Source organism: Amycolatopsis sp. MEPSY49 (assembly GCF_051337345.1).
Lineage (GTDB): Bacteria > Actinomycetota > Actinomycetes > Mycobacteriales > Pseudonocardiaceae > Amycolatopsis.
This window is the reverse complement of the sequence record NZ_JBDLYJ010000025.1, coordinates 46415-72313: the sequence shown is the minus strand read 5'-3', so window position 1 is coordinate 72313 and position 25899 is coordinate 46415. Positions and strand designations below refer to the sequence as shown.

The window sequence follows — 25899 nt, the reverse complement described above, 5'->3', positions numbered from 1 at the left end:
TGACACTTTCCGGTGACCGGGAGGTGAACGCGGTGCGGACGGGGAATCTTGATCACCACAACCCCTGACACACACACGGATTGCGGAAGGAGAGCACGATGAAGACCCGAATCGCTTCCTGGGCGGCGGCCACGGCGCTCGCGGTTTCCGCGGTCGTCGCCGCGGCCGCTCCGGCGTCGGCCGACCCGGTCCCGGGCAGCTCCACCCAGTTCTACGCCTACTGCTCGGTCGACCTGCTCGGCGTGCCGGTCGCCTGCACGCAGACCGACGAGGCGCACGCGACGCACATCTGCCAGTACCTGGCCACGCCGCTGGGCATCGGCCTCGACTGCATCCAGCGCTCCGCCGCGTGAAGTGCCCGAAAGTACCCGGTGGTCCGGACCATCGGGTACTCGTCGGAAAATGTCCGACCGGATAGCCTTGTTCTTCGCCGCCGGCCCGCCCATACTTTGTTGCGTTCGACAACAAATAGGGCGCCGGTGAGCCGCCAGCCGTCGCCCGCGGAACGGAAGGGGCGACGACGATGTCGACCAGGAACTCCGCCCGATGGCGTCTGCTGGTGGCGCCCGCGGCCCTGCTGGTGGCCGGCGCCGTGGTGACCGCGCCGCAGAGCCAGGCCGCGCCGGCCCAGACCCTCGCGAGCTTCAGCGACGACTTCGACGGCCCGGCGGGCAGCGGGGTCGACGGCTCGAAGTGGGTCCACGAAACCGGTGACAACGTGAACAACCACGAGCGCCAGTGGTACACCGACGGCACCGCCAACGCGGCGCTCGACGGCCAAGGCCACCTCGTGATCACCGCGAAGAAGGAGAACAGCGGGAACAACTGCTGGTACGGCGCCTGCGAGTACACGTCGGCGCGGCTCAACACCTCCGGCAAGTTCACCGCGTCGTCCGGGCACGTCGAAGCCCGGATGAAGCTGCCGCGCGGGCAGGGCATGTGGCCGGCGTTCTGGATGCTCGGCTCCGACATCGGCAGCGTCGGCTGGCCGCAGTGCGGCGAGATCGACGTCATGGAGAACGTCGGGTTCGAGCCGAACACCGTGCACGGCACCATCCACGGCCCGGGCTACTCGGGCTCGGGCGGCATCGGCGCGGCCTACAACGGCCCGAACTTCTCCGACGACTTCCACAAGTACGCGGTCGACTGGTCGCAGGACAAGATCGTGTGGTCGGTGGACGGCAACGCCTACCAGACCCGCACACCGGCCGACGTCGGCGGCAACCAGTGGGTGTTCAACCACGACTTCTTCGTGATCCTCAACCTGGCGGTCGGCGGCTACTGGCCCGGCGACCCCGACGGCAGCACCCAGTTCCCGCAGCAGCTCGTGGTCGACTACGTCCACGTGAGCTGAGCGGCCGAGACAGCGGGACCGGCTTTCCTCCGTGCGCGGCGGAGGGGAGCCGGTCCCGCGCCACGTCCGGCCCGGCGCGTGTAGTGAATGACTCATTCATGTCGCCTGACGACAGGAATGAGTCATTCACGTCGTCGGGGATCTCTTTTGGTACAGAACCGGGACACTTCTGGTTCAGACCTGTCGAACAACCCCGACGGCCCGGCGATCTTCCCCGGACACAGTGACGGTGTGCGCTCACGAAGCGCCCCGGCACCCGGAGGAGAACCATGGCCCGTACCCGCATCCCACCCGTCGCCGGCGGGCTCGCCGCCGCTGTCGCGGTGGCGCTCGCCGCGGCCTGCTGGGTCCTGTTCCCGCCTTCGGTCGACGGCCGCGCGAGCGCCGCCCGGCCCGCTGTCGACCTGCCGCTGCCGTGGCCCGCCGACGGCCAAGCGAGTGCCGAGGTGCAGGGTCTCGGCTCGCTCGGCAGCCGGGGGGAGCAGCGGCCGGTGCCGATCGCCAGCGTCACCAAGGTGATGACCGCCTACGTGGTGCTGAAGGACCATCCGCTGGCCCCGGGCGAGGCGGGCCCGATGATCACCGTCGACGAACAGGCCGACGCCGAGTCGACGTCCCGCGAGGAGTCGACCGTCTCCTTGCGGGCCGGGCGGCAGGTCAGCGAGCGGGACCTGCTGGCGCTGATGCTCATCCCGTCCGGCAACAACGCCGCCCGCCTGCTCGCGCGGTGGGACGCCGGCAGTCAGGAGGACTTCGTCGGGAAGATGAACCGCGAGGCCGCCGCGCTCGGAATGACCGACACGACCTACACCGGCGCCAGCGGTGTCGAAGACTCGACGACGAGCACCGCCACCGACCAGTTGCGGCTGGCTCGCGAGGTGATGCGCAACGCCGTGATCCGCGAGATCGTCAACACGACGAGCCTGCGCGTCGACGGCGTGCCCGGCGTCGTCAACACCAACACCCTGCTCGGCCGGGACGGCGTGATCGGGCTGAAGACCGGCTCGTCGACCGCGGCCGGCGGGGCGCTGATGTGGGCGGCGAAGGGGCCGGGCGGCGCGCTCATCCTCGGCGTCGTCCTGCACCAGAGCCCGGGCGGGAGCCCGGCGCAAGGGCTGCGGGCCGCACTGGAGAACAGCCGGACGCTCATCGCGGCGATCCAGCGCGAACTCCCGGCGGCCACTCGATGACCGCGGTGCTCGAAACGGCACCGGACCGCGGAACCTGGCGCCGCGGCCGGGTGATCGCGGTGTTTTCCGCACTGACGGCGCTGCTGCTGCTCGCGCATTCGCTGGTGCCCAACTGGGTGGGCAACGCCGGCAGCCTGCTCGAGACGTTCCTGCCGTGGACCGGCCTGCTCGTGCTCCCGCTGCTCGTGGCGGCGCTGCTGCGGCGGTCGGCGCTCGCGCTCGTTTCGCTGCTGCTGCCGGCGCTGGTGTGGGGCGGGTTCTTCGGCGGACGGCTGTTCGACAAGACCGAAGCCGGCGGCGACCTCACGATCGTCTCGCACAACGTGAACGACGAGAACCCGGACCCGGCGGGCACGGCGGGAGCGCTGGCGGCCTCCGGCGCGCAGGTGATCGCGTTGGAGGAGCTGAAGAAGTCCGAGATCCCGAAGTACGAAGACGCGCTCGCCGCGGGCTATCCGCACCACTCGGTGCAGGGCACGGTCGGGATCTGGAGCACCTACCCGCTGGGCGACACGCGACCGGTCGCGATCATGCCGTGGACGCGCGCGCTCCGGACCACAGTGGACACTCCGAAGGGCCCGGTGGCGGTGTTCGTCGCGCACCTGCCGTCGGTGCGGGTCCGGCTGGAGGCGGGCTTCACGGCGAACGGCCGCGACGAAGCGATCGGCCTGCTCGCCGACGCGCTGGCGGGGGAGCCGTCCGCGCGCACGGTGCTGGTCGGCGACTTCAACGGCACGGCCGACGACCGGGCCCTGGACCCGATCACCGCGCGGATGAAGTCCGCGCAGGAGGTGGCGGGGGACGGCTTCGGGTTCAGCTGGCCGGCCGGGCTCCCGCTGGCGCGGATCGACCAGGTCTTCGTGGCGGGGTTGCGGCCGGTGGCGTCGTGGACGTTGCCCGCGACGGGCAGCGACCACCTCCCGGTGGCCGCTTCGGTGGCCTTCTGACGGCAGACGTCATGAACGACTCGTTCAGGTCGCCGGAAGCGCTGAAAGAGTCGTTCATGACGTCCGGGCGCGGGCCGAACATGGCCCTTGAACACCCGCGTCCCCGGCATCCGGTGAATAACCCACCGGCTTTCCCGCAGGTCGGGCGGTGAAGCCACCGCCCACCGCCCCTTCGGCCTACGTGACTAGACCGTTACGCGACCCAGGCTTGACCCCGCGGGTGTTATCGCTAACACTGACTCCTCGCCGCCACCCGAACGGGTGACGGGGACCACGACGAGGTGTGCGAAAGGGGATGCCGGTGGCCGAACGACCCCGCTCCGGCGGCCCCGTCCGGGTGACCGCGGCCGGTACGCGGCAGCCCAGCCTGACCGACGTCGCGGGCGTGGCCGGCGTGTCGCACATGACCGTCTCCCGGGTCATCAACGGGACCGGCCCGGTGCGGCCGGAAACCCGCGCCCGGGTGCTCGCCGCCATCGAAGAACTGGGCTACCGCCCGAACTCCGCGGCCCGGGCGCTCGTCACCGGGCGCACCGGGACGCTCGGCGTCGTCGCGCTCGAGTCCAATCTGTACGGTCCGGCCAGCACGCTCTACGGCATCGAGAACGCCGCCCGCGAAGCCGGGTACGCGATCACGATCTCCAGCGTGAGCCGTCCGGGCCGGTCGTCGATCGCCGACGCGGTGGAGAACCTCCGCCGCCAGGCCGTCGAAGGCATCATCGTCATCGCCCCGCACGTCACGGCCGGCCGGGCGCTGGAAGCCGCGCCCGCGGACTTCCCGGTCGTCGCGGTCGGCGGCGGGGAGACGGCACCGGTTCCGGTCATCTCCGTCGACCAGCGCGACGGCGCCCGCCGGGCCACCGAGCACCTGCTGGCCCTCGGGCACCGGACCGTCTGGCACGTCGCCGGGCCCGAGGACTGGCTGGAAGCCCGCGACCGCGAGGCCGGCTGGCGGGAAACCCTGGAACGCCACGGCGCGAACGTGCCGCAGGTCATCCAGGGCGACTGGAGCTCGCGCTCCGGCTACGAGGCGGGGCGATCCCTCGCCAAGGAACGCGACCTCGACGCCGTCTTCGCCGGCAACGACCAGATGGCGCTCGGCCTGCTGCGCGCCTTCGCCGAAGCCGGCATCTCGGTGCCGCGGGACGTGCGCGTCGCGGGCTTCGACGACGTGCCCGAGGCGGCGTACTTCACGCCGCCGCTGACCACGGTGCGCCAGGACTTCATCGAGGTCGGCCGGCGCACGTTCGGCCTGCTCACCCAGCGGATGGACGGGGGCGACCGGCACGCGCGCGCCCTGGTCGTGCCCGAGTTGATCGTCCGCGAAAGCACCGGGCCGCGTTAGCGCCGTACGCGCGCCCGGAACCAGAAGACCAGCTCCGAATGTTAACGCTAACAAAAATGATCACCGTCGATCGAGGAGTGAACGTGCTGAAGAAGCGATGGGCCGCCGCGGCGGCCGCGGCGGCCGGACTCGTGCTGCTCACCGCCTGTGGGAGTGGGGGCTCCTCCGGTGGCTCCGGCGGGGCGATCACGCTCGGCTTCGCCCAGGTGGGCGCCGAGAGCGGGTGGCGGACGGCGAACACCAAGTCGATCCAGGACTCGGCCAAGTCCGCCGGCATCGAGCTCAAGTTCTCCGACGCGCAGCAGAAGCAGGAGAACCAGATCTCGGCGATCCGCTCCTACATCCAGCAGAAGGTCAAGGTCATCGCCTTCTCGCCGGTCGTGGAGTCCGGCTGGGACACCGTCCTCAAGGAGGCCAAGACGGCCAACATCCCGGTCATCCTCACCGACCGGGCGATCGACTCGCCGGACAAGTCGCTCTACAAGACCTTCCTCGGCTCGGACTTCATCGCCGAGGGCAAGAAGGCGGGGGAGTGGCTGACCAAGGAGTTCGGCAGCGCCACCGGCCAGGTCAACATCGTCGAGCTGCAGGGCACCACGGGGTCGGCGCCGGCCAACGACCGCAAGAAGGGCTTCGCGGACGTCATCGCGGCGGACCCGAAGTACAAGATCGTCGCGTCGCAGACCGGTGAGTTCACCCGCGCCAAGGGCAAGGAGGTCATGGAGGCCTTCCTGAAGTCCCAGCCCAAGATCGACGTCCTCTACGCCCACAACGACGACATGGCCCTCGGTGCCATCGAGGCGATCGAAGCCGCGGGCAAGATCCCGGGCAAGGACATCAAGATCGTCTCGGTCGACGGCGTGAAGGACGCGCTGCAGGCTCTGGCCGACGGCAAGATCAACCACGTCGTCGAGTGCAACCCGCTGCTCGGCCCGCAGCTGATGGACCTGGTCAAGAAGGTCGCCGCCGGCGAGCAGGTGCCCGCCCGCATCGAAACCCAGGAGACCGAGTTCGACCAGGCGTCCGCCAAGGCCGCCCTGCCGCAGCGCCAGTACTGATCGCACCCCCGCGTCCACCCCGGAGCACACGTCATGCCTGAACCGCAGCCCATGGTGCGGATGAGCGGTATCCGCAAGGAGTTCCCCGGCGTCCTCGCCCTGGACGACGTCGGCTTCCGGATGTTCCCCGGCGAGGTCCACGCCCTGATGGGCGAGAACGGCGCCGGCAAGTCCACCCTCATCAAGGTGCTGACCGGCGTGTACGGGGTGGACGCGGGGACGATCGAGCTGAACGGCGAACAGGTCGCCTTCGGCGGGCCCGGCGAGGCCCAGCAGGGCGGCATCAGCACCGTCTACCAGGAGGTCAACCTCTGCCCGAACCTGTCCGTGGCGGAGAACGTCTGCCTCGGCCGGGAACCCCGCCGCTTCGGCCGCATCCAGTGGGGCCCGATGCGGCGGCGGGCCGAGGAGCTGCTGGCCCGGCTGGACGTCCACGTGGACGTCTCGGCCGAGCTGAGCACCTGCTCGATCGCCGTCCAGCAGCTGGTCGCGATCGCCCGCGCGCTCGACGTCGAAGCGCGGGTCCTCGTCCTCGACGAGCCGACGTCCAGTTTGGACACCGGCGAAGTCGAGCAGCTGCTGAAGGTCGTGCGCTCGCTGCGCGACGAAGGCATGGCGATCCTGTTCGTCTCCCACTTCATCGACCAGGTCTTCGCCGTCGCCGACCGGATGACCGTGCTGCGCAACGGAAAGCTGATCGGCGAGTACCGCACCGCGGACATCACGCCGGTCGACCTGGTCACCAAGATGATCGGCAAGGAACTGCAGGTCCTCGAGACGCTCGAGGAGTCCGGGCCGACCCGGGCCGAGGTCGCCGGCGCGCCGGTGCTGCTGGCCGCCGAAGACCTCGGCCGCAAGGGCGGCGTCGAGCCGTTCACGCTCGACATCCACGCCGGCGAGGTCGTCGGCCTGGCGGGCCTGCTCGGCTCCGGGCGCACCGAGCTCGCCCGGCTGCTCTTCGGCGCCGACCACGCCGACAGCGGGTCTGTCCGCGTCGACGGCGAGACCACGAACCTGCGGACCCCGCGCGCCGGCCTCGACCACCGCATCGCGTTCCTCTCGGAGAACCGCAAGTCCGAGGGCCTGGTCGAGGAACTGACCGTCCGGGAGAACATCGTCCTCGCGCTCCAGGCCTCCCGCGGCTGGGCGCGGCCGCTGTCGCGCCGCCGGCAGGACGAGATCGCCGAGAAGTACATCAAGACGCTCGACATCCGGCCCGCCGACCCGGAAGCGCTGGTGGGCAACCTGTCCGGCGGCAACCAGCAGAAGGTGCTGCTGGCCCGCTGGCTCATCACCGAGCCGCGGCTGCTCATCCTCGACGAGCCCACGCGCGGCATCGACATCGGCGCGAAGACCGAGATCCAGCGGCTGGTCACCCAGCTGTCGGCCGACGGCATGGCCGTCGTGTTCATCTCCGCCGAACTGGAGGAAGTCCTGCGGCTGAGCCACCGCGTCGTCGTGCTGCGCGACCGGAAAGTGGTGGCGCAGCGGGAAAACCAGGGACTCACCGCGGACGACATCATGGCCACGATGGCCGAAGGGGTGCAGGCGTGAAAGGGATGACCAAACACCGGCTCTTCTGGCCCGTGGTGGCGCTGCTCGTACTGCTGCTGGGCGACCTGATCGCGAGCCCGTCGTTCTTCAAGATCGAGCTGCGCGACGGCCACCTCTACGGGAACCTCGTCGACATCCTCAAGAACGGCGCCCCGCTGATCCTCATCGCGATCGGCATGACGCTGGTGATCGCGACCCGCGGTATCGACCTGTCGGTCGGCGCGGTCGTCGCGATCAGCGGGTCGCTCGCGTGCCTGTGGATCGCCGACCACCCGGACGGCGTGGGCGCCACGCTCGTCGCGGTCGGGCTGGCGCTGGGCCTGTCCCTCGTGCTCGGGGTCTGGAACGGCTGGCTCGTCGCCGCGCTGGGCATCCAGCCGATCATCGCGACACTCATCCTCATGGTCGCCGGCCGCGGGATCGCGCAGCTGATCAGCGGCGGGCAGATCATCACCATCAACTCCGCGCCCTTCGAGTGGATCGGCAGCGGGTTCGTGCTGACCCTGCCGAGCGCGATCCTCATCGCCCTGCTGGTCTTCGTGCTCGCTTCGCTGCTGGTCCGCCGCTCCGCGCTCGGCATGCTCGTCGAAGCGGTCGGCGGCAACCCGGAGGCCAGCCGGCTGGCCGGGCTCCGCTCGGCGCGGCTGACCTGGCTCGTCTACGTCTTCTGCGCGCTGTGCGCGGGCATCGCCGGGCTGATGATCAGCGCGAACGTGCACAGCGCCGACGCCAACCACGCCGGGCTGTTCATCGAGCTCGACGCGATCCTCGCCGTGGTCGTCGGCGGCACCCAGCTGACCGGCGGCCGGTTCTCCCTCGGCGGCGCGGTGATCGGCGCGCTGCTCATCCAGACGCTGACCACCACCGTCTACGCCCTCGGCATCCCGCCCGAGGCGATCATGCTGTTCAAGGCCGTGGTCGTGCTCGCGGTGTGCCTGCTGCAGTCGCCCGCCTTCCGCCGCAAGCTGCACCGCCGCAAGGCTCGCCCGGCCGCGCCCGCCCCCGCGTCCGCTCCCGAAAAGGTGGAGGTCACGGCATGACCACCCTCGCCCGCGTCAAAGGCTACCGGCCGCAGCAGCGGCACGTCCCCATCCTGGCGACGATGGCGCTGCTGATCGCCGCGTACATCTTCGGCGCCGCCCAGTACGAGGCCTTCGGGTCCGGGCAGGTCGTGCTCGACCTGTTCATCAACAACGCCTTCCTGCTCGTGGTCGCGATCGGGATGACGTTCGTGATCCTCACCGGCGGCATCGACCTGTCGGTCGGCTCGGTGGTCGCGCTGTCCACTGTGGTCTCCGGCGACCTGATGCAGAAGCACGGCTGGCCGGCCTACGCGGCGATCGCGGTGGTGCTGGTGGTCGGGGCGCTGCTCGGCGCCGGGATGGGCGCGCTCATCCACTTCTTCGAGATCCAGCCGTTCATCGCGACGCTGATCGGGATGTTCTTCGCCCGCGGGCTCTGCTACACGATCAGCACCGAGGCGTACTCGATCGACAACCCGACGATCGCCACGCTCGCCCAGACACAGATCCCGCTCGGCGGGGAGCTGCACATCTCGATCAGCGTGGTCGTCGCGCTGGTCGTCGTCGCGGTCGCGGTGTACGTCCTGGCCTTCACGCGGTTCGGGCGCACGGTCTACTCGATCGGCGGCAACGCGCAGTCGGCGATGCTGATGGGCCTCAAGACCGGCCGCACGAAGATCGCGGTGTACACGATCAGCGGCTTCTGCTCGGCGCTGGGCGGGCTGCTGCTGGTGCTCTACAAGTCTTCGGGCGACCCGCTCAACGGCGTCGGCCTGGAGCTGACCGCGATCGCCGCGGTGGTCATCGGCGGCACCATCCTCACCGGCGGCTCCGGCTACGTGCTGGGCACCGTGCTCGGGATCATGGTGCTGGGCATCATCCAGACGCTGATCACCTTCGACGGCACGCTCAACTCCTGGTGGACCTCGATCATCACCGGGGCCCTCCTNCGCCGCCGTTCAGCGTGGCGGGGTGCGCACCGGCGCTGTCGGCGGCCGTCGTCCCGCTGCGCTCGTCGAACGTCCAGTGCCCGGCGAGCGCCGAAGCGGGATCGGCCGCGGCGGCCGTCACCGGGACGGCGCAGCGCAGCGCCAGGACGGCGAGCACGGCCATGGGCCGCCGCAGTCTGCGGAGCATGACTCTCCCTAGAGTGGGTGCGGAAGCCGCACTTTCACGTGAAAGTGCGGCTTCCGCACCCACTCTAGGGAGAGTCATGCTCCGCAGACTGCGGCGGCCCATGGCCGTGCTCGCCGTCCTGGCGCTGCGCTGCGCCGTCCCGGTGACGGCCGCCGCGGCCGATCCCGCTTCGGCGCTCGCCGGGCACTGGACGTTCGACGAGCGCAGCGGGACGACGGCCGCCGACAGCGCCGGTGCGCACCCCGCCACGCTGAACGGCGGCGCGGGCTGGGGACCGGGGATCCGCGGGGGAGCCCTGACGACCGACGGCGCGGGCGGTTTCGCCGACGCCGGCGCGCCCGTGCTCGACACCACCAAGAGCTTCTCCGTGAGCAGCTGGGTCAAGCTCGACAAGACGTCCGGCTACCAGACTTTCGTGAGCGTCGACGGGAACCAGGTCAGCAACTTCTTCCTGCAGTTCCGCGACGACTCGCGCCGCTTCGCCTTCACCCGCCTCGCCGGCGACGCCCCGACCGACGGCGTCGTCGCGGGCGCGAACTTCGACCCCGTCGTCGGCCAGTGGTACCAGCTCACCGGCGTGTTCGACGCCGCCGCGTCGACGCTGGCCCTGTACGTCGACGGCACCCGCCAGACCACCGTCGCCGCGCCCGCCGGCTGGGCCGGCACCGGCCACCTCGTGATCGGCCGCGGCAAGTACGGCGGCAACCCGGTGGACTACGTCGACGGCACGATCGACGACGTCCGCGCCTACTCCGGCGCCCTGACCGCCGCCGACGCCGCCCGCCTGGCCATCGCCGGGCACTGGACCCTCGACGAAGGCACCGGCACCACCGCGGCCGACGACTCCCTCGACTCCCGCACCGCCACCCTCACCGGCGGCACCACCTGGGGCGACGGGGTCGTCGGCCCGCACGGCGCCGCGTTCAACGGCACCGACGCCGCCATCGACGCCCCGGCCCCGGTCGTCGACACCGGGCAGAGCTTCTCGGTGTCCGCGTGGCTCAAGCCGGCCGCGGCCACCGGCTTCCGCACCGCGGTGAGCGTCGACGGCTCGACGATCAGCGGCTTCTACCTCCAGCGCGCCGCCGACGGCCGGTTCGCCTTCACCCGCCGCGCGGGCGACGGCGACACGGCGTCGTCCTCGGCGGTGTCCACGCTGCCCGCGCAGGCCGACCAGTGGCAGCACGTCGTCGGCGTCTACAACCGCGCGGCCGGCACGCTTTCCCTGTACGTCAACGGAACCCTGCAGCAGAGCGTCCCGTTCACCACGCCGTGGACCGCCGCCGGGCACCTGGAGATCGGGCGCGGCAAGTGGGCGGGCAACCCGGCCGACTGGTTCGCCGGCGGCATCGACGACGTCCGCGCGTACCCGACGCCGCTGACCGCGCCCGCCGTCGCCGCGCTGGCCGCGAGCGGGTCGTGGCACTTCGACGAGGGCGCCGGCACGATCGCCCGCGACTCGAGCGCGAACGCGGCCGACGGCACGCTGAAGGGCGCCACCTGGACCGCCGGTGCGGCGGGCAAGGCCGTCCAGTTCGACGGCAAGTCCACTGTGGACATGGGCACCTCGCCCGCGTTCGACACCGGCACCGGTTCCCTCTCACTGGCCGCCTGGTTCCGCACGACCGCGGACGGCACCCTGGCCGACCACGGCGACGGCTACGCCCTCGGCGTCACCGGCGGCAAGCTCACCGCCCGCGTCGGCACCATCCAGGTGACCACCACCGGCGGCGGCCTCGCCGACGGCGACTGGCACCACGCCGCCCTCGTCCTCGACCGCGCTTCCCAGCGGCTCGCCGTCTACGCCGACGGTGACGCGGCCGCGGTCACCAGCACCTGTGGCATCGCCACCGGGACCACTTTGGACGTCTCGGCCTGCCCGGCTTCGGGCACCGCCGCGGCGCCGTTCACCGTGGGCTCCGGGCTCACCGGCGCGGTCGACGAAGTCGAGCTGCGTCGCTTCCCGCTCACCGCGGCCCAGATCGGCACCCTCGCCGGCGCCAACCACCTGGAAGTCGACGCCAACGTCGTCCGCGCCAGCACCCGGCCTACGACGTACGGCTCGATCCTCGAGGACATCAGCCACTCCGTCGAAGGCGGGCTCTACGCCGAACTCGTCCGCAACCGCACGTTCAAGGAGGCCTACCAGCGCGGCAGCGGCGCCGGCGACACCCCGGTCCCGTACTGGTCGCTGGTCACTTCGGCCGGTGCGACCGGCACTTACGCCATCGACACCGCGACCCCGCTCAACACCGCCCTCGACCGCTCGCTGAAGCTGCACGCCGACACCGTCCCCGCCGCGGGCCGGATCGCCGCCGCCAACGTCGGCTACTACGGCGTCGCCGCGAAACCGTCCACGAAGTACACCGGAAGCTTCTTCGGCAAAGGCACGTGGACCGGCGCGGTCCGGGTCAGCCTGGAGAAGCCGGACGGCACCGTGCTGGCGAGCAAGGACGTCCAGCCGGTCGGGCCTGCGTGGACGCAGCAGACGTTCAGCTTCACCACGCCGTCCACGATCACGACGTCCACCGACAACCGGATCGTCGTCTCGCTGGTGAACAAGACCAAGCAGGCCCTGTCCGGCGACGCCTGGTTCCAGCAGGTCTCGCTGTTCCCGCCGACGTTCAAGAACCACGGCGTGCGGATGGACCTCGGGCAGAAGCTCGCCGCGATGAAGCTCGGCCTGTTCCGCGTCCCGGGTGGCAACTACCTCGAAGGCAACACCCTCGACACGCGGTTCGAGTGGAAGAAGACCATCGGCAAGCCGGAGGAGCGGCCCGGCCACCAGAACACCGCGTGGGGTTACTGGTCCACGGACGGCTTCGGCATCCTCGACTACCTCAAGCTGTCCGAGGACATCGGCGCCCAGCCGCTCCTGGCGCTGTTCGCCGGTTACACGCTCAACGGCCAGCACGTCGACCAGGCCGACTACCCGCAGTACGTCCAGGAGGCCCTCGACGAGATCGAGTACGCCATCGGCGACGCCTCCACGACGTGGGGCGCGAAGCGGGTCGCCGACGGCCACCCGGCGCCGTTCGACCTGCACTACGTCGAGGTCGGCAACGAGGACTGGTTCGACGGCTCGGGCAGCTACGCCTGGCGCTTCACCGACATGTTCAACGCCATCAAGGCGAAGTACCCGCAGCTGACGGTCATCGCCACGACCGGCGGCCAGCAGGGCGGGGCCGCGTCGAGCACGCCGACGGGGGTGCGTCCGGACGCCGCGGACGACCACTACTACCAGTCGCCGCAGTGGTTCACCGACAACTCGACCCGCTACGACACCGCGGACCGCGGCGGCCCGGAAATCCTCGTCGGCGAGTACGGCGCCCAGGACGGCCGGCCCACCGGCACCCTGGCCGCCGCGATCGGCGAGGCCGCGTTCCTCACCGGGCTCGAACGCAACAGCGACATCGTCATCGGCTCGATGTACGCGCCGGTGCTGGTGCACGAAAACCAGTCCAACTGGCCGGTCAACCTGATCGGCTTCGACGCCGGGAGCAGCTACGGCTCGCCGTCGTACTGGGTGCAGCAGATGTTCTCCAGCACGCTCGGCAAGCAGATCGTGACCAGCCGCCTCAACCAGGGCAGCCCGCTGCGGCAGGTGGTCAACGTGACCACCAAGAACGGCCGCAAGACGTTCACCGTCAAGCTCGTCAACCCGACCGGCCAGGTGCAGACCGCGCGGCTGGCGCTCACCGGTGTCACCGCGGTCGACGGCACCGGGACGCTCACCACGCTCACCGGCGACCCGGCGGGGCGCAACAGCCTCGCCGCGCCGGCCGCCATCGTGCCGCAGACCAGGGAGATCACCGGGCTGGCCGCGACGTCGAAGCTGACGCTGCCCGCCAACTCCGTGACGACGCTCGTCATCACCGGCCGCTAGAACCCCGGGGCGCGGCGCGTCCACCGCCGCCCGCGCCGCGTCCCGGTCACCACACAGGAGGGAGAGGACACCGTGGCAGAACCACTCACCGTCGGCGTCGACTTCGGCACGCTGTCGGGCCGCGCGGTGGTCGTGCGGGTCCGGGACGGGGCCGAGCTCGGCTCCGCGGTTTTCGAGTACCCGCACGGGGTGCTCGACGAGACGCTGCCCGCGACCGGCCGCGCGCTGCCGCCGGACTGGGCGCTGCAGGTGCCCGCCGACTACGTCGGGGTCCTCCGCAACGCCGTACCGGCGGCGCTGCGGGACGCGGGCGTCGACGCGGCCGACGTCATCGGCGTCGCCACCGACTTCACCGCCTGCACCATGGTGCCGGCGGCCGCGGACGGCACGCCGCTGTGCGAGCTGCCCGAGTTCGAAGGCAACCCGCACGCCTACGTCAAGCTGTGGAAGCACCACTCGGCCCAGCCGCAGGCGGACCGGATCAACGAGCTGGCCCGCACCCGCGGCGAGAAGTGGCTGCCGCGCTACGGCGGGCTGATCTCCTCGGAATGGGAGTTCGCGAAAGCGCTTCAGCTGCTCGAAGAGGCACCCGAGGTCTACGCCGCGATGCGGTACTGGGTCGAGGCGGCCGACTGGATCGTCTGGCAGCTGACCGGGACGTACGTCCGCAACGCGTGCACCGCCGGGTACAAGGGCATCCTGCAGGACGGCCAGTACCCGAGCCGCGACTTCCTCCGCGAACTGGCGCCCGGCTTCGAGTCCTTCGTGGCCGACAAGCTCGAACACCCCCTGGGCCAGCTGGGCGCGCGTGCCGGTTCGCTGTCCGCCGAAGCCGCGGGCTGGACCGGGTTGCCCGAAGGCATCGCGGTCGCGGTCGGCAACGTCGACGCGCACGTCACCGCGCCCGCCGCGAACGCCGTCGAACCCGGCCAGATGGTCGCGATCATGGGCACCTCGACCTGCCACGTCATGAACGGCGCCGAACTGCGCGAAGTCCCCGGCATGTGCGGGGTCGTCGACGGCGGCATCGTCCCCGGGCTCTGGGGTTACGAGGCCGGCCAGAGCGGCGTCGGCGACATCTTCGGCTGGTTCACCGAGCACTTCGCCCACGACGGGCACGAGGAGCTCACCCGGCTCGCCGCGCGGCAGGAGATCGGCGAACACGGCCTGGTCGCCCTCGACTGGCACAGCGGCAACCGGTCGGTGCTCGTCGACCACGAGCTGTCCGGCGTCATCGTCGGCCAGACACTGGCCACCCGCGCCGAGGACGTCTACCGCGCGCTGCTGGAGGCCACGGCGTTCGGCACGCGCAAGATCATCGAGACGTTCAACGCCGCCGGGGTCCCGGTCACCGAGCTGATCATCGCCGGCGGGCTGATGAAGAATGCGCTGCTCATGCAGATCTACGCCGACGTCACCAACCTCCCGCTGTCGGTCATCGGCTCCGAACAGGGACCCGCGCTCGGCTCGGCCATCCACGCGGCCGTCGCCGCCGGGGCCTACCCGGACATCCGCGCGGCCGCCGCGGCCATGGGCTCGGTCGACCGCGCGGTCTACCGGCCGGTGCCCGCCCACGTCGCCGCCTACGACGAGCTGTACGCCGAATACACGACCCTGCACGACTACTTCGGCCGTGGCGGCAACGATGTCATGCACCGCCTGGCCGCCCGCCGCCGCGAAGCCGCGAAAGCCCTCGCGAAAGGACGGTCCTGATGTCGCTGACCGGCGAAGTCCTCGACACCGTCGCGGAACTGCGCGAGACCGTGGCGAACCTGCACGGCGAGCTGACCCGCAACGCCCTGGTCATCTGGACCGCGGGCAACGTCTCCGCGCGGGTGCCCGGCCGCGACCTGATGGTCATCAAGCCCTCGGGCGTGTCCTACGACGACCTGTCCGCCGACACGATGGTCGTCACCGACCTGCACGGCGAACTCGTCCACGGCGAGCTGGCGCCGTCGTCCGACACGGCCGCGCACGCCTACGTCTACCGGCACATGCCCGAGATCGGCGGCGTCGTCCACACGCACTCGACGTACGCCACCGCGTGGGCCGCGCGCGGCGAGCCGATCCCGTGCGTGCTCACGATGATCGCCGACGAGTTCGGCGGGGAGGTCCCGGTCGGGCCGTTCGCGCTGATCGGCGACGACTCGATCGGCAAGGGCATCGTCGAAACGCTGCGCTCGAGCCGGTCGCCGGCCGTGCTGATGCGCAACCACGGCCCGTTCACCGTCGGCCGCACCGCCCGCGACGCCGTCAAGGCCGCGGTGATGGTCGAGGACGTGGCCCGCACCGTGCACAAGGCCTTCGAGCTCGGCACGCCCGAACCCCTGCCGCCCGAGGACGTCGACCGGCTCTACGCCCGGTACCAGAACGTCTACGGCCAGCACTGATTCCAAGGAGAACGATGACCCGCGCGTCGAAACCCCAGCTCTGGTTCCTCACCGGCAGCCAGGCCCTCTACGGCGAGGAGACCCTGGAGCAGGTCGCCGGCCAGTCCCTGCGCATCCAGCAGCTCCTGGCCGCCTCCGGCGGGCTCCCGGCCGAGATCGTCGGCAAGCCGGTGCTGACCGAAGCCGCGTCGATACGCCGCGTCCTGCAGGAGGCCAACGCCGACCCCGCGTGCGTCGGCGTGATCGCGTGGATGCACACCTTCTCGCCCGCGAAGATGTGGATCACCGGGCTGGACGCGCTGCGCAAGCCGCTGCTGCACCTGCACACCCAGCTCAACGAAGCCCTGCCGTGGTCCACCATCGACATGGACTTCATGAACCTCAACCAGGCCGCCCACGGCGACCGCGAGTTCGGGTTCATCCAGACCCGCCTCGGCGTGCCCCGCAAGACCGTCGCCGGGCACGTGTCGGACCCGGCCGTCGTCGCGCGGATCGACGCGTGGGCGCGGGCCGCGATCGGCGCCGACCACCTGCGGAACCTCCGGCTGGCCCGGTTCGGCGACAACATGCGCGACGTCGCCGTCACCGAAGGCGACAAGGTCGAGGCCGAGCTGCGGTTCGGTGTCTCGGTCAACACCTACGGCGTGAACGACCTCGTCGAGCTGGTCGACCAGGTGTCCGATGTGGACGCTTTGGTGGCCCGGTACGCCGAGGAGTACGACGTGGTGTCCGAGCTCGCGGCCGGGGGAGCGCGGCACGAGTCGCTGCGGTACGCGGCGAAGATCGAAGCCGGTCTGCGGAAGTTCCTCGTCGACGGCGGCTTCGGCGCGTTCACGACCAACTTCGAAGACCTCGGCGGTCTGCGCCAGCTGCCCGGCCTGGCCGTGCAGCGGCTGATGGCCGACGGCTACGGCTTCGGCGGCGAGGGCGACTGGAAGACCTCGGCGCTGCTCGCCGCGGTCAAGGCGATGAGCGTCGGCCTCGAGCGGGGCACGTCGTTCATGGAGGACTACACCTACCACTTCGGGCCGGGCACGCCGAAGATCCTCGGCGCCCACATGCTCGAGGTCTGCCCGAGCATCGCGGCCGCGAAGCCGTCGTGCGAGATCCACGCGCTGGGCATCGGCGGTCGCGAGGACCCGGTCCGGCTGGTGTTCGACGCGGCCCCCGGCCCCGGCGTCACCCTCGGCCTGGTCGACCTCGGCGACCGGTTCCGCCTGGTGGCCAACGAGATCGAGGTCGTCGAGCCGGACGAGCCGCTGCCGAACCTGCCGGTGGCGCGCGCGGTGTGGGAGCCGGCGCCGTCGCTGTCGACGTCCGCCGAGTCGTGGATCACCGCCGGCGGCCCGCACCACACCGTGTTGACCCAGGCCGTCGGCACCGAGACCCTCCGCGACTTCGCGAACCTGCTCGGCGTCGAGCTGCTGGTGATCGACAAGGACACCACCCCGCACGACTTCGCCGACCGCATCCGCTGGAACCAGGCGTACCACCGGCTCGCTCAGGGCTTCTGAGAAAGGAAGAAGGAACAATGAAGTTCACCAGAGGAATCGCGGCGCTCGCGGCCGCGGGGCTCGTGCTCACGCTGTCGGCGTGCGGTTCGAGCCAGAAGACCGCGGACCAGACGGCCGCGCCCGGCGCGAGCGCGGAGGGCAGCCTGGTCGGCGTCACCATGCCGACGAAGTCGTCGGAACGCTGGATCCACGACGGCGACAACATCAAGGCCGCCCTGGAGAAGCTCGGCTACAAGGTCGACCTGCAGTACGCCGAGAACGACATCCCCACCCAGGTGAACCAGATCGAGAACCAGATCACCAAGGGCGCCAAGCTCCTGGTCATCGCCTCGATCGACGGCACCGCGATCACCACCCAGCTGCAGGAAGCGGCCGACAAGAAGATCCCGGTCATCGCCTACGACCGGCTGATCCGCAATTCACCGAACGTCGACTACTACGCCACCTTCGACAACTTCAAGGTCGGCGTCGAGCAGGCGAACTCGCTGGTCAAGGGCCTGGGTAACGGGCCGGGGCCGTTCAACATCGAGCTCTTCGCCGGTTCCCCGGACGACAACAACGCCACCTTCTTCTTCAACGGCGCGATGTCCGTCCTCAAGCCCCTGATCGACAGCGGCAAGCTGGTCGTCAAGAGCGGGCAGACCGACTTCGCCCGCGCGGCCATCCTGCGCTGGGACCCGGCCACCGCGCAGCGGCGCATGGAGGACCTGCTCACCAAGACCTACACCGGTGGCGCGAAGGTCGCGGGCGTGCTTTCGCCGTACGACGGCCTGTCGATCGGCATCCTGTCGGCGCTGAAGAGCAACGGCTACGGCACCGCCGGCCAGCCCTACCCGATCGTCACCGGGCAGGACGCCGAGGTCGCCTCGGTCAAGTCGATCATCGCCGGTGAGCAGTACTCGACGGTCTTCAAGGACACCCGCAAGCTCGCCGACACCACCGTCAAGATGGCCGACTCGGTCCTCAAGGGACAGAAGCCCGAGGTCAACAACACCACCGACTACGACAACGGCAAGAAGGTCGTCCCGTCCTACCTGCTGCAGCCGGTGACCGTGGACAAGGCCAACTACCAGAAGGAACTGGTCGACTCCGGCTACTACACGGCAGGTCAGCTGAAATGACCGAACTGCTCGGCATGCGCGGGATCACCAAGACCTTCCCCGGGGTCAAGGCGCTGTCGGACGTCAACCTTTCCGTGCGCCGCGGGGAGATCCACGCGATCTGCGGGGAGAACGGCGCCGGGAAGTCCACCCTGATGAAGGTGCTCTCGGGCGTCTACCCCCACGGGACGTACGACGGCGAGATCACTTTCGACGGGCAGCGGTGCGAGTTCGGGTCGGTGCGCGACAGCGAGCGGCGCGGGATCGTGATCATCCACCAGGAACTCGCGCTGTGCGGCCAGTTGTCGATCGCGGAGAACATCTTCCTCGGCAACGAACAGCAGAAGCGGGGCTGGATCGACTGGAACCGCACCAACCACGAGGCCGGCGCGCTGCTCAAGCGCGTCGGCCTCGCCGAAAACGCCACGCGGGCGGTGCAGGAACTCGGGGTCGGCAAGCAGCAGCTCGTCGAGATCGCGAAGGCACTGTCCAAAGAGGTCAAGCTGCTGATCCTCGACGAGCCCACCGCGGCGCTCAACGACGACGACTCGGCCCACCTGCTCGAGCTGCTGCGCGGGCTGCGGGACGAGGGCGTCACGTGCGTGATCATTTCGCACAAGCTCGGCGAGGTGACGGCGATCGCCGACACCGTCACGATCCTGCGTGACGGCAAGACGATCGAAACGCTCGACGCGGCGGGGCTGACGGAAGAGCGCATCATCACCGGGATGGTCGGCCGCGACCTCGAGCACCGGTTCCCGCCGCGGGAGCCGGAGATCGGCGAAGAGGTGCTGCGGATCGAGGACTGGACCGTGCACAGCCCCACCCAGGCCGGACGGGTCGTCGTCGACCACGCCTCGCTTTCGCTGCGGCGCGGGGAGATCGTCGGCCTGGCGGGCCTGATGGGCGCGGGCCGCACCGAGCTCGCGATGAGCGTGTTCGGACGGTCCTACGGCAAGGACATCTCGGGGCGGATCTTCAAGCACGGCAAGGAGATCGACGTCCGGTCGGTGCAGGACGCCGTCCGCCACGGCATCGCCTACGCCACCGAGGACCGGAAGCGCTACGGGCTCAACCTGATCGAGGACATCCAGCGCAACGTGTCCGCGGCCGGGCTGGGCAAGCTGGCCAAGCGTGGCTGGGTCAACGAGCACGCCGAGCACGACACCGCCAATCGGTACCGTCGTGATCTGCGGATCAAGGCACCGAGCGTCCAGAGCGTCACCGGGAAGCTCTCCGGCGGCAACCAGCAGAAGGTCGTGCTGGCGAAGTGGATCTTCACCGATCCGGACGTGCTGATCCTGGACGAGCCGACCCGCGGCATCGACGTGGGTGCGAAGTTCGAGATCTACACGATCATCAACTCCCTCGCCGCCCAGGGGAAGGCCGTGCTGGTCATCTCCTCCGAGCTGCCGGAGCTGCTCGGGCTCTGCGACCGGATCTACGCGCTCTCGGCGGGGCGGATCACCGGCGAGGCCCAGCGCGAAGAAGCCACCCAGGAACTGCTGATGCAGTACATGACTAAGGAACGGGAATGACCACGACCGAAGCGCGGCCCGCCGTGCCCCCGGTTGAGCGCTCCAAGCGGAGGATCTCGATCAACCCGCGCCAGAGCGGCATCTACGTCGCGTTCGCGCTGATCGTGGTGCTGTTCGAGGTGCTCACCGGTGGCGCGCTGCTGGAACCGCAGAACATCTCCAACATCATCGTGCAGAACAGCTACGTGCTGATCCTCGCGATCGGGATGATCCTGGTGATCATCTCCGGGCACATCGACCTGTCCGCCGGGTCGGTCGTCGCGATGACCGGCGCGGTGTCGGCGGTGCTGATGGTGAACTCGCACGTCCCGTGGTTCTGGGCGGTGCTGATCACCCTCGTCGTGGGCGCGGCGATCGGCGCGTGGCAGGGCTACTGGGTCGCCTACTTCGGCATCCCGGCGTTCATCGTGACGCTCGCCGGCATGCTGGCGTTCCGGGCCCTGACCCTGACGGTGCTGGGCAACCAGGGCATCGGCCCGTTCCCGGACGCGATCCGCACGCTGTCCAACGGCTTCACCGACGGCTACCTGGGCAACATCGGCCTCGGCCCGCTCGGCGGCGCCGACCTGGTGTCGCTGCTGGCCGGCGTGGCCGCGGTGGCCGGGATCGTGTTCACCCAGTGGCGCAAGCGGATGGGGCGGCTCGGCTACGGCCAGGACGTCGACCCGTTCCCGGTGTTCGTGCTCAAGCTCGCCGGGATCGCGGTGCTGGTGCTCGCGCTGGTGGTGCAGCTCGCGCGGTTCAAGAACCTGCCGTGGGTGCTCATCCTGCTGGCGGCGCTGGTGCTCGGCTACTCGCTGGTGGCCGGGAAGTCGGTGTTCGGCCGGCACATCTACGCCGTGGGCGGCAACCTGCAGGCCGCGACGCTCTCGGGCGTCAAGGTCAAGCAGGTGACGTTCTGGATCTTCGTCAACATGGGCGTGCTGGCCGCGCTGGCGGGCATCATCTTCGCCGGCCGGCTCAACCAGGCCGGCCCGACGGCGGGCGTCAACTTCGAGCTCGACGCGATCGCGGCGGCGTTCATCGGCGGCGCGGCGGTCCAGGGCGGGGTCGGCAAGGTGGTCGGCGCGATCACCGGCGGCCTGATCATGGCGGTCATCAACAACGGCATGTCGCTGATCGGCGCGCCGAGCGAACGGGTGATGCTGGTGAAGGGCGTCGTGCTGCTGGCGGCCGTGGCGTACGACATCTGGACGAAACGCCGCGCGGCTTCCTGAGTCCGCGTCGAAAGGGGCTTTCCCGTTCGACGGGAAAGCCCCTTTCTTTTTCGAAGTTCTCGAATTGCTTGACCGGGCGGTAACGGGACGGTCATAGTGCTGGTGAATCCCTCACCAGTGGAGGACCTCCCTCATGCACAAAGCCGTGCGTTCCCTTGTGGTTTCCTTGACCGTGGCCGCTTCGGTGGTCGCCTCGGCCGGTGTCGCTTCCGCGGCGACGTGGTCGTCTTCGGACAAATGGGCGACCTGGTCCAATGGTGGTTACACCGTCCGCAACGACGTCTGGGGCAGTGGTGCCGGCCCGCAGACCATCTGGGCGAATTCGTATTCCAACTGGGGTGTCTGGTCGGATCAGCCGAACACCGGCGGCGTGAAGTCGTACCCGCATTCGGCGAAGAACGTCGGCAAGAAGCTGAGCGCGCTCGGAAAGGTGTCGAGCAGCTTCACGGTCAGTCGTCCCGGCAGTGGCGCTTACGAGACGGCGTACGACATCTGGGCGGACAACAACGCCTACGAAACGATGCTGTGGATGAACAAGCAGGGCGCGGTGGGCCCGCTCGGCACCAAGCAGGCGACGGCGACGGTCGGCGGCCACACCTGGGACGTCTACAAGGGATCGAACGGCTCGAACGCGGTGTTCTCGTTCGTCCGGACGTCGAACACCAACGCGGGCACGGTCGACGTCCTGGCCGTGCTGAACTGGATCCGCGCCCGCGGGTGGTTCGGCGACGTGACGCTCGGCGAAGTCCAGTTCGGCTTCGAGATCACCTCGTCCGCCGGGGGACTGGACTTCGCCGCGAACAGCTATTCCGTCACCACGTCCTGACCGGTCGGCTACTGGTTGCAGCGCTTGCCGGTGTTGATGCAGTTGACCACCTGGTTCATCAGCCGCTGGCCCATGACGTTGGCGAAGTCGTCGTGGTCCGAGCGCGGGTTGTGGCTCTCCTGCGGGAACGCGTCCACTTTGTACTGGCCCTTGACCTGGATGTCGTGCGGGATGTCGTAGACCAGCTTGATGACCAGCTGCGGCACGTTCTTGAACCCCTGCGGGCACTTGCCCTGCCGGTCGGCGAACACGATGTGCGTGCGGTGGTTGGCGCTGTCGATGTTCTTGCCGTCCCAGCAGTTCGGGAAGGCGTGGATCCGCTCGACCCGGCTGTTCCGCGGGCAGATCGGGTAGTGGTCGGTCAGCCGGTCTTCGAAGCCCGTGCACGTCCAGCTGGGCCGGGCGTTGGCCGGGCCGTTGGTGCTCTGCTTGGCGTCGCCGTAGAGGATGCGGAGGAACTGCGGCATCGCGACGACCTTGTTCGCGCCGCCGCTGGTGAACGTGATCGTCGCCGAGCGGACGCGCTGGATCTCGCCGTCGTTGCCGGCCACTTCGTTCTGGTCGTTGACGCCGGGCAGTTCGCCCGCCTGGCCGGTGCTGTTCTGGCCGCCGTTGTCGAGGCCGCCCTGGCCGTTCTGCTTGAGCACGCAGGCCGCGAGCCCGCCCAGGTTGGTGGGCTTCGCGGCCCGGCGGCCGATCGCGATGGCGATCCGGTCGATCGTGGCCGCCCGCTTGTCCTTCAGCGGGCCGACGACGGCGTTCTGGATGTCCTGCGGCGTCTTCAGGTCGCCGTTCGCGATCCGCTTGTTCGCCTCGTCGATCTGCTTGTCGAGCAGGTCGAGGTTGCGGTTCACCTCGTCCATGGCCTGGTCCGGGACGTCGGGGAGCTTGCTCGCGACGTCGGGGCAGTCGACCTGGGTGCTCGCCTTGTCGTTCGCGCTCCCGGCGCGGTCGGGCTGCGTGGCGGGCGGGTTCTCGTCCTCTTCGCCGGTGTCGATGCGCACGACCGGCCAGAAGTAGGCGGACTTGTCGCCGTTCTTGCACGTCGTCCCGGCCTTGGCCAGGCTCTTGTTGTTCGAGTCGGCGTTCGTCGACAGGTTGCCGACGTAGTCGTGCAGGTGCTGGGCACCGTTCTTGACGCCCGGCTGGGCGATGAAGTTGTCGGGGTTGAAGTGCTGGTTCTCGTTGCGGCCGCAGTCCACTGTGAACGTGCCGCGCGCGCCCTTTTGCTGCAACGCTTTGTTCACGTTAACACCGGACGGCACCTTCGCGATGTCGAGGAAGAACGACGCGTCGGCGGGATCGGCGCTGGCCTGGCCGGTGCGCCCGGCCGTGGTCGCGACGACGATGCCGCCGACCGCGAGCGCGAGGGCGAGGCCGCCGGTCGCGATCTTGGTGCGGCGGGTGATGCGATGTCTGCCCGTGGCGGGGGAATTGTTCCGGGGCATGGTCACCTTCTTCGGTTTTCCGGGCACGACGGCGAAAGCTGCGTGCCCGAGGGGAGACGTGCGGAACCCGGGGAGTGCCACCGCGGGCGCGGGAATCGGGGAACCGCGCCCGGTGTCACTGGTTCCGGCACTGGCTGAAACGGCCGTGGCGGAGGCCCGGTTCACCGCGCCCGTTCCGGGTTATCGTTTCGTTATTTATGGAAGGTGAAGGAAGTTCACGTCCGGTGCTGTGATCGTTAACATCGGGGCCATGACCGAGGACGACGCGGGTCCCAGAGGTCCCTTCGGCACGCGTGGCCGGGGCACGCTCGGCGTGATCGCCACCGGCACCGCCGCGTCCGGGCCGGTCTTGAACGGTCTGCGTGCCGCCGCGCGCGAACACGGATACGTCCTCGTCGTCTTCGGCGTGCCGGGCCGCGGCCGGGCCGCGCTGCCCGCCGCCGCGGCCGGCCTGCTGCTGCAGGGGGTGTCGGGAATCGTGGTGCTCGACCCGCACCTGGCCGCCGAGCTGCCCCCGGTCGACGGCGTCCCGCTGGTCCCGGCCGCGTCGGCCGACCAGCGCGAAGGCGCCCGACGAGCCACCGAGCACCTGCTGGACCTCGGCCACCCGACGGTCTGGCACCTCGGCGGCCCCGAAGACGGCCCGATCGCCCGCGCCCGCGAGCGCGGCTGGCGCGAGACCCTGGAGCACCGCGGCGCGGAGGTCCCGCCGGTGGTCCGCGGCGACTGGTCCGCCCGCTCCGGCTACCGCGCCGGCCAGTCCCTGGCGGTCGAACCGGGCGTGGGCGCGGTGTTCTCGGCCAACGACCACATGGCGCTGGGCCTGCTGTCGGCGTTCACGGAGGCGGGGATGCGGGTCCCGCGCGACGCCCACGTGGTCGGTTTCGACGACGTCCCGGAGGCGGCCTACTTCGAACCCCCGCTGACGACGGTCCGCCAGGACTTCGTGGCTGCCGGGCGGCAGACGGTCGCGGAGCTGCTGGCCCGGATCGACGGCGTGCCGGCTCCTCGCCGGCCGGTGGAGGTCGAACTGGTGGTGCGGGAGAGCAGCCGCTGCCTCCGCGCGGGCTGAGCCGCACGGAAGCGCGACAGCGTGTCACCGGGTGAGCGGCAGCGCTGCCATCCCGCGCAGGGCCGGGTTCGGGCGACGCTCCACCGCGCCCCCGAGCCGCAACTCCGGGAAGCGCTTCCCGAGCTGTTCGAGCAGGACGGTCATCTCGAGCCGGGCCACGGCCGCGCCGAGGCACAGGTGCAGGCCGTGGCCGAAGAACAGCCCCCGGCCGGCGTCGCGCGTGATGTCGAACCGGTCCGGGTCCGGGAACCGCGCGGGGTCCCGGTTCGCCGCGCCGTTGAGCACCACGACCAGGTCCCCGGTCGCGACTTCCACGCCGTCGAGCGCGGCCGGGCGCGCGGCCGCGCGCTGGCTCATCTGGGCCGCGCCGTCCCACCGGAGGATCTCCTCGGCCGCCCCGGCCGCCAGCCCGGGATCGCCCGCGAGCAGGGCGAACTGATCCGGGTGGGTCAGCAGGGCGTGGATCCCGTTGCCCAGCGCGCCGGCGGTGGTCTCGTAACCGCCGCCGAACAACACGACGAGCGAGTTGAGCACGTCGTCTTCGGACATCAGCTCGGCGTCGGCGGCGGGGCGGGTCAGCAGCGCGGTGGTCAGGTCGTCACGGGGTTCCGCCCGCCGCAGCGCGATGAGCTCCGCGAAGTAGGCGCGGAACTCGACGGCGGCCGCGTCGACCTCGGCTCGCAGCTCCGCCGGCATCGCCGGGTCGACCTGCTTGCCGATGAGGTCGGTGAGGCCGCGGAGCCGGTCGTGGTCGGCTTCGGGCACGCCGACCAGGCCGCCGATCACCGCCATCCCGAGTGGGTAGAGCACGGTGCCGACGAACTCCGCGGCGCTGCCGCCGGCCGTGGCGTCCGCGAACCGGTCGAGCACCTGGTCGACGGCCCGGCGGACCGCGGGCTCCAGCCCCTGCACGCGCCGGACGGTGAAGTCCCGCATGAGCAGGCGGCGCTCGCGCGTGTGGTCCGGCGGGTTCTTCCACGGCAGGAGCGCGGCCAGCAGCGCCATGGCCGGGTTGCCGCGCCAGCCGGGCGTGTGCCGGTCGCGCCACTGCGCGTCGAGCACCAGGAAGGTCTCGCCGTCGGCGAGCACCGCCTGGCAGTCGGCGAACCGGCTGAGCACCCAGCCGCCGAAGACTTCGCTGCGGAAGATCGGCGACTCCTCGCGGAGCTTCGCGTAGACCGGGTACGGATCGGCGAGCCCGGCCGGGGCGGACAGGGACAGCAGGGCTTCGTCGGCGGCTGCGGACATGGTGCTCCCTCCAGTGGCGAACCGGTTTCCCGCAGTCTTCTCCCGGCTCCCGC

The 25899-nt window shown here is 70.3% G+C and carries 18 protein-coding genes and 2 pseudogenes; 18 read left to right on the top strand and 2 right to left on the bottom strand.

Features of this window, described 5'->3' with window-relative positions; translation table 11 throughout:
- Positions 1–98: 98 nt before the first annotated feature.
- The 17 genes and pseudogenes from ABFJ78_RS49235 (at position 99) to ABFJ78_RS49155 (ending at position 22078) form a co-directional block, all read left to right on the top strand.
- Positions 99–353, top strand: a complete 255-nt coding sequence (locus ABFJ78_RS49235; protein ID WP_436394529.1) for a hypothetical protein — start codon at positions 99–101, stop codon at positions 351–353.
- Between the two features lie 170 nt (positions 354–523).
- Positions 524–1351 (top strand): annotated as a pseudogene (locus ABFJ78_RS49230) (glycoside hydrolase family 16 protein); the annotation flags it as partial.
- 272 nt (positions 1352–1623) lie between these two features.
- On the top strand, positions 1624–2544 hold the full coding sequence (locus ABFJ78_RS49225) for a D-alanyl-D-alanine carboxypeptidase family protein (RefSeq protein ID WP_436394528.1): 921 nt from the start codon (positions 1624–1626) through the stop codon (positions 2542–2544).
- Positions 2541–3491 carry an endonuclease/exonuclease/phosphatase family protein gene (locus ABFJ78_RS49220; protein WP_436394527.1) on the top strand — a complete coding sequence of 317 codons (951 nt, stop codon included), beginning with the start codon at positions 2541–2543 and terminating at the stop codon, positions 3489–3491. The genes ABFJ78_RS49225 and ABFJ78_RS49220 overlap by 4 nt, the downstream gene beginning before the upstream one ends.
- Before the next feature lie 301 nt (positions 3492–3792).
- On the top strand, positions 3793–4836 hold the full coding sequence (locus ABFJ78_RS49215; protein ID WP_400906192.1) for a LacI family DNA-binding transcriptional regulator: 1044 nt from the start codon (positions 3793–3795) through the stop codon (positions 4834–4836).
- A 56-nt stretch (positions 4837–4892) separates the two neighbouring features.
- The gene (locus ABFJ78_RS49210; protein WP_436394526.1) at positions 4893–5894 is read left to right on the top strand and encodes an ABC transporter substrate-binding protein; all 1002 of its coding nucleotides are present in this window, start codon (positions 4893–4895) and stop codon (positions 5892–5894) included.
- Between the two features lie 51 nt (positions 5895–5945).
- Positions 5946–7448: a sugar ABC transporter ATP-binding protein gene (locus ABFJ78_RS49205; protein ID WP_436394538.1), complete on the top strand. Its 1503-nt coding sequence runs from the start codon at positions 5946–5948 to the stop codon at positions 7446–7448.
- 5 nt (positions 7449–7453) lie between these two features.
- Positions 7454–8488 (top strand): ABC transporter permease, encoded by a 1035-nt coding sequence (locus ABFJ78_RS49200; RefSeq protein ID WP_436394525.1) that lies wholly within the window; start codon positions 7454–7456, stop codon positions 8486–8488.
- Positions 8485–9417: pseudogene (gene yjfF / locus ABFJ78_RS49195) on the top strand (galactofuranose ABC transporter, permease protein YjfF); the annotation flags it as partial. The gene ABFJ78_RS49200 and the pseudogene yjfF, both read left to right, overlap by 4 nt.
- 266 nt (positions 9418–9683) lie before the next feature.
- Positions 9684–13493 (top strand): LamG-like jellyroll fold domain-containing protein, encoded by a 3810-nt coding sequence (locus ABFJ78_RS49190; protein ID WP_436394524.1) that lies wholly within the window; start codon positions 9684–9686, stop codon positions 13491–13493.
- A gap of 72 nt (positions 13494–13565) precedes the next feature.
- Positions 13566–15206 (top strand): ribulokinase, encoded by a 1641-nt coding sequence (gene araB, locus ABFJ78_RS49185; protein ID WP_436394523.1) that lies wholly within the window; start codon positions 13566–13568, stop codon positions 15204–15206.
- The gene (locus tag ABFJ78_RS49180) at positions 15206–15883 is read left to right on the top strand and encodes an L-ribulose-5-phosphate 4-epimerase (protein ID WP_436394522.1); all 678 of its coding nucleotides are present in this window, start codon (positions 15206–15208) and stop codon (positions 15881–15883) included. Before araB ends, ABFJ78_RS49180 begins: the two co-directional genes overlap by 1 nt.
- Before the next feature lie 14 nt (positions 15884–15897).
- The gene (gene araA, locus ABFJ78_RS49175; protein WP_436394521.1) at positions 15898–17397 is read left to right on the top strand and encodes an L-arabinose isomerase; all 1500 of its coding nucleotides are present in this window, start codon (positions 15898–15900) and stop codon (positions 17395–17397) included.
- Positions 17398–17414: 17 nt separating this feature from the next.
- The gene (gene chvE / locus ABFJ78_RS49170) at positions 17415–18518 is read left to right on the top strand and encodes a multiple monosaccharide ABC transporter substrate-binding protein (protein ID WP_436394520.1); all 1104 of its coding nucleotides are present in this window, start codon (positions 17415–17417) and stop codon (positions 18516–18518) included.
- On the top strand, positions 18515–20035 hold the full coding sequence (gene mmsA, locus ABFJ78_RS49165; protein ID WP_436394519.1) for a multiple monosaccharide ABC transporter ATP-binding protein: 1521 nt from the start codon (positions 18515–18517) through the stop codon (positions 20033–20035). Before chvE ends, mmsA begins: the two co-directional genes overlap by 4 nt.
- Entirely contained in the window at positions 20032–21252 is a 1221-nt protein-coding gene (gene mmsB, locus ABFJ78_RS49160; RefSeq protein ID WP_310976236.1) for a multiple monosaccharide ABC transporter permease, read from the top strand. The genes mmsA and mmsB overlap by 4 nt, the downstream gene beginning before the upstream one ends.
- A gap of 133 nt (positions 21253–21385) precedes the next feature.
- Positions 21386–22078: a glycoside hydrolase family 12 protein gene (locus ABFJ78_RS49155; protein WP_436394518.1), complete on the top strand. Its 693-nt coding sequence runs from the start codon at positions 21386–21388 to the stop codon at positions 22076–22078.
- Positions 22079–22086: 8 nt separating this feature from the next.
- On the opposite strand, the gene ABFJ78_RS49150 is transcribed toward ABFJ78_RS49155, so the two are convergent.
- Positions 22087–23526 carry a DUF1996 domain-containing protein gene (locus ABFJ78_RS49150; RefSeq protein ID WP_436394517.1) on the bottom strand — a complete coding sequence of 480 codons (1440 nt, stop codon included), beginning with the start codon at positions 23524–23526 and terminating at the stop codon, positions 22087–22089.
- A gap of 250 nt (positions 23527–23776) precedes the next feature.
- Between ABFJ78_RS49150 and ABFJ78_RS49145 the strand changes: the two genes are divergently transcribed.
- Positions 23777–24598, top strand: coding sequence for a substrate-binding domain-containing protein (locus ABFJ78_RS49145; RefSeq protein ID WP_436394516.1), 822 nt, complete (start codon positions 23777–23779; stop codon positions 24596–24598).
- Positions 24599–24622: 24 nt separating this feature from the next.
- On the opposite strand, the gene ABFJ78_RS49140 is transcribed toward ABFJ78_RS49145, so the two are convergent.
- Positions 24623–25846: a cytochrome P450 gene (locus tag ABFJ78_RS49140; RefSeq protein ID WP_436394515.1), complete on the bottom strand. Its 1224-nt coding sequence runs from the start codon at positions 25844–25846 to the stop codon at positions 24623–24625.
- Positions 25847–25899 lie beyond the last annotated feature (53 nt).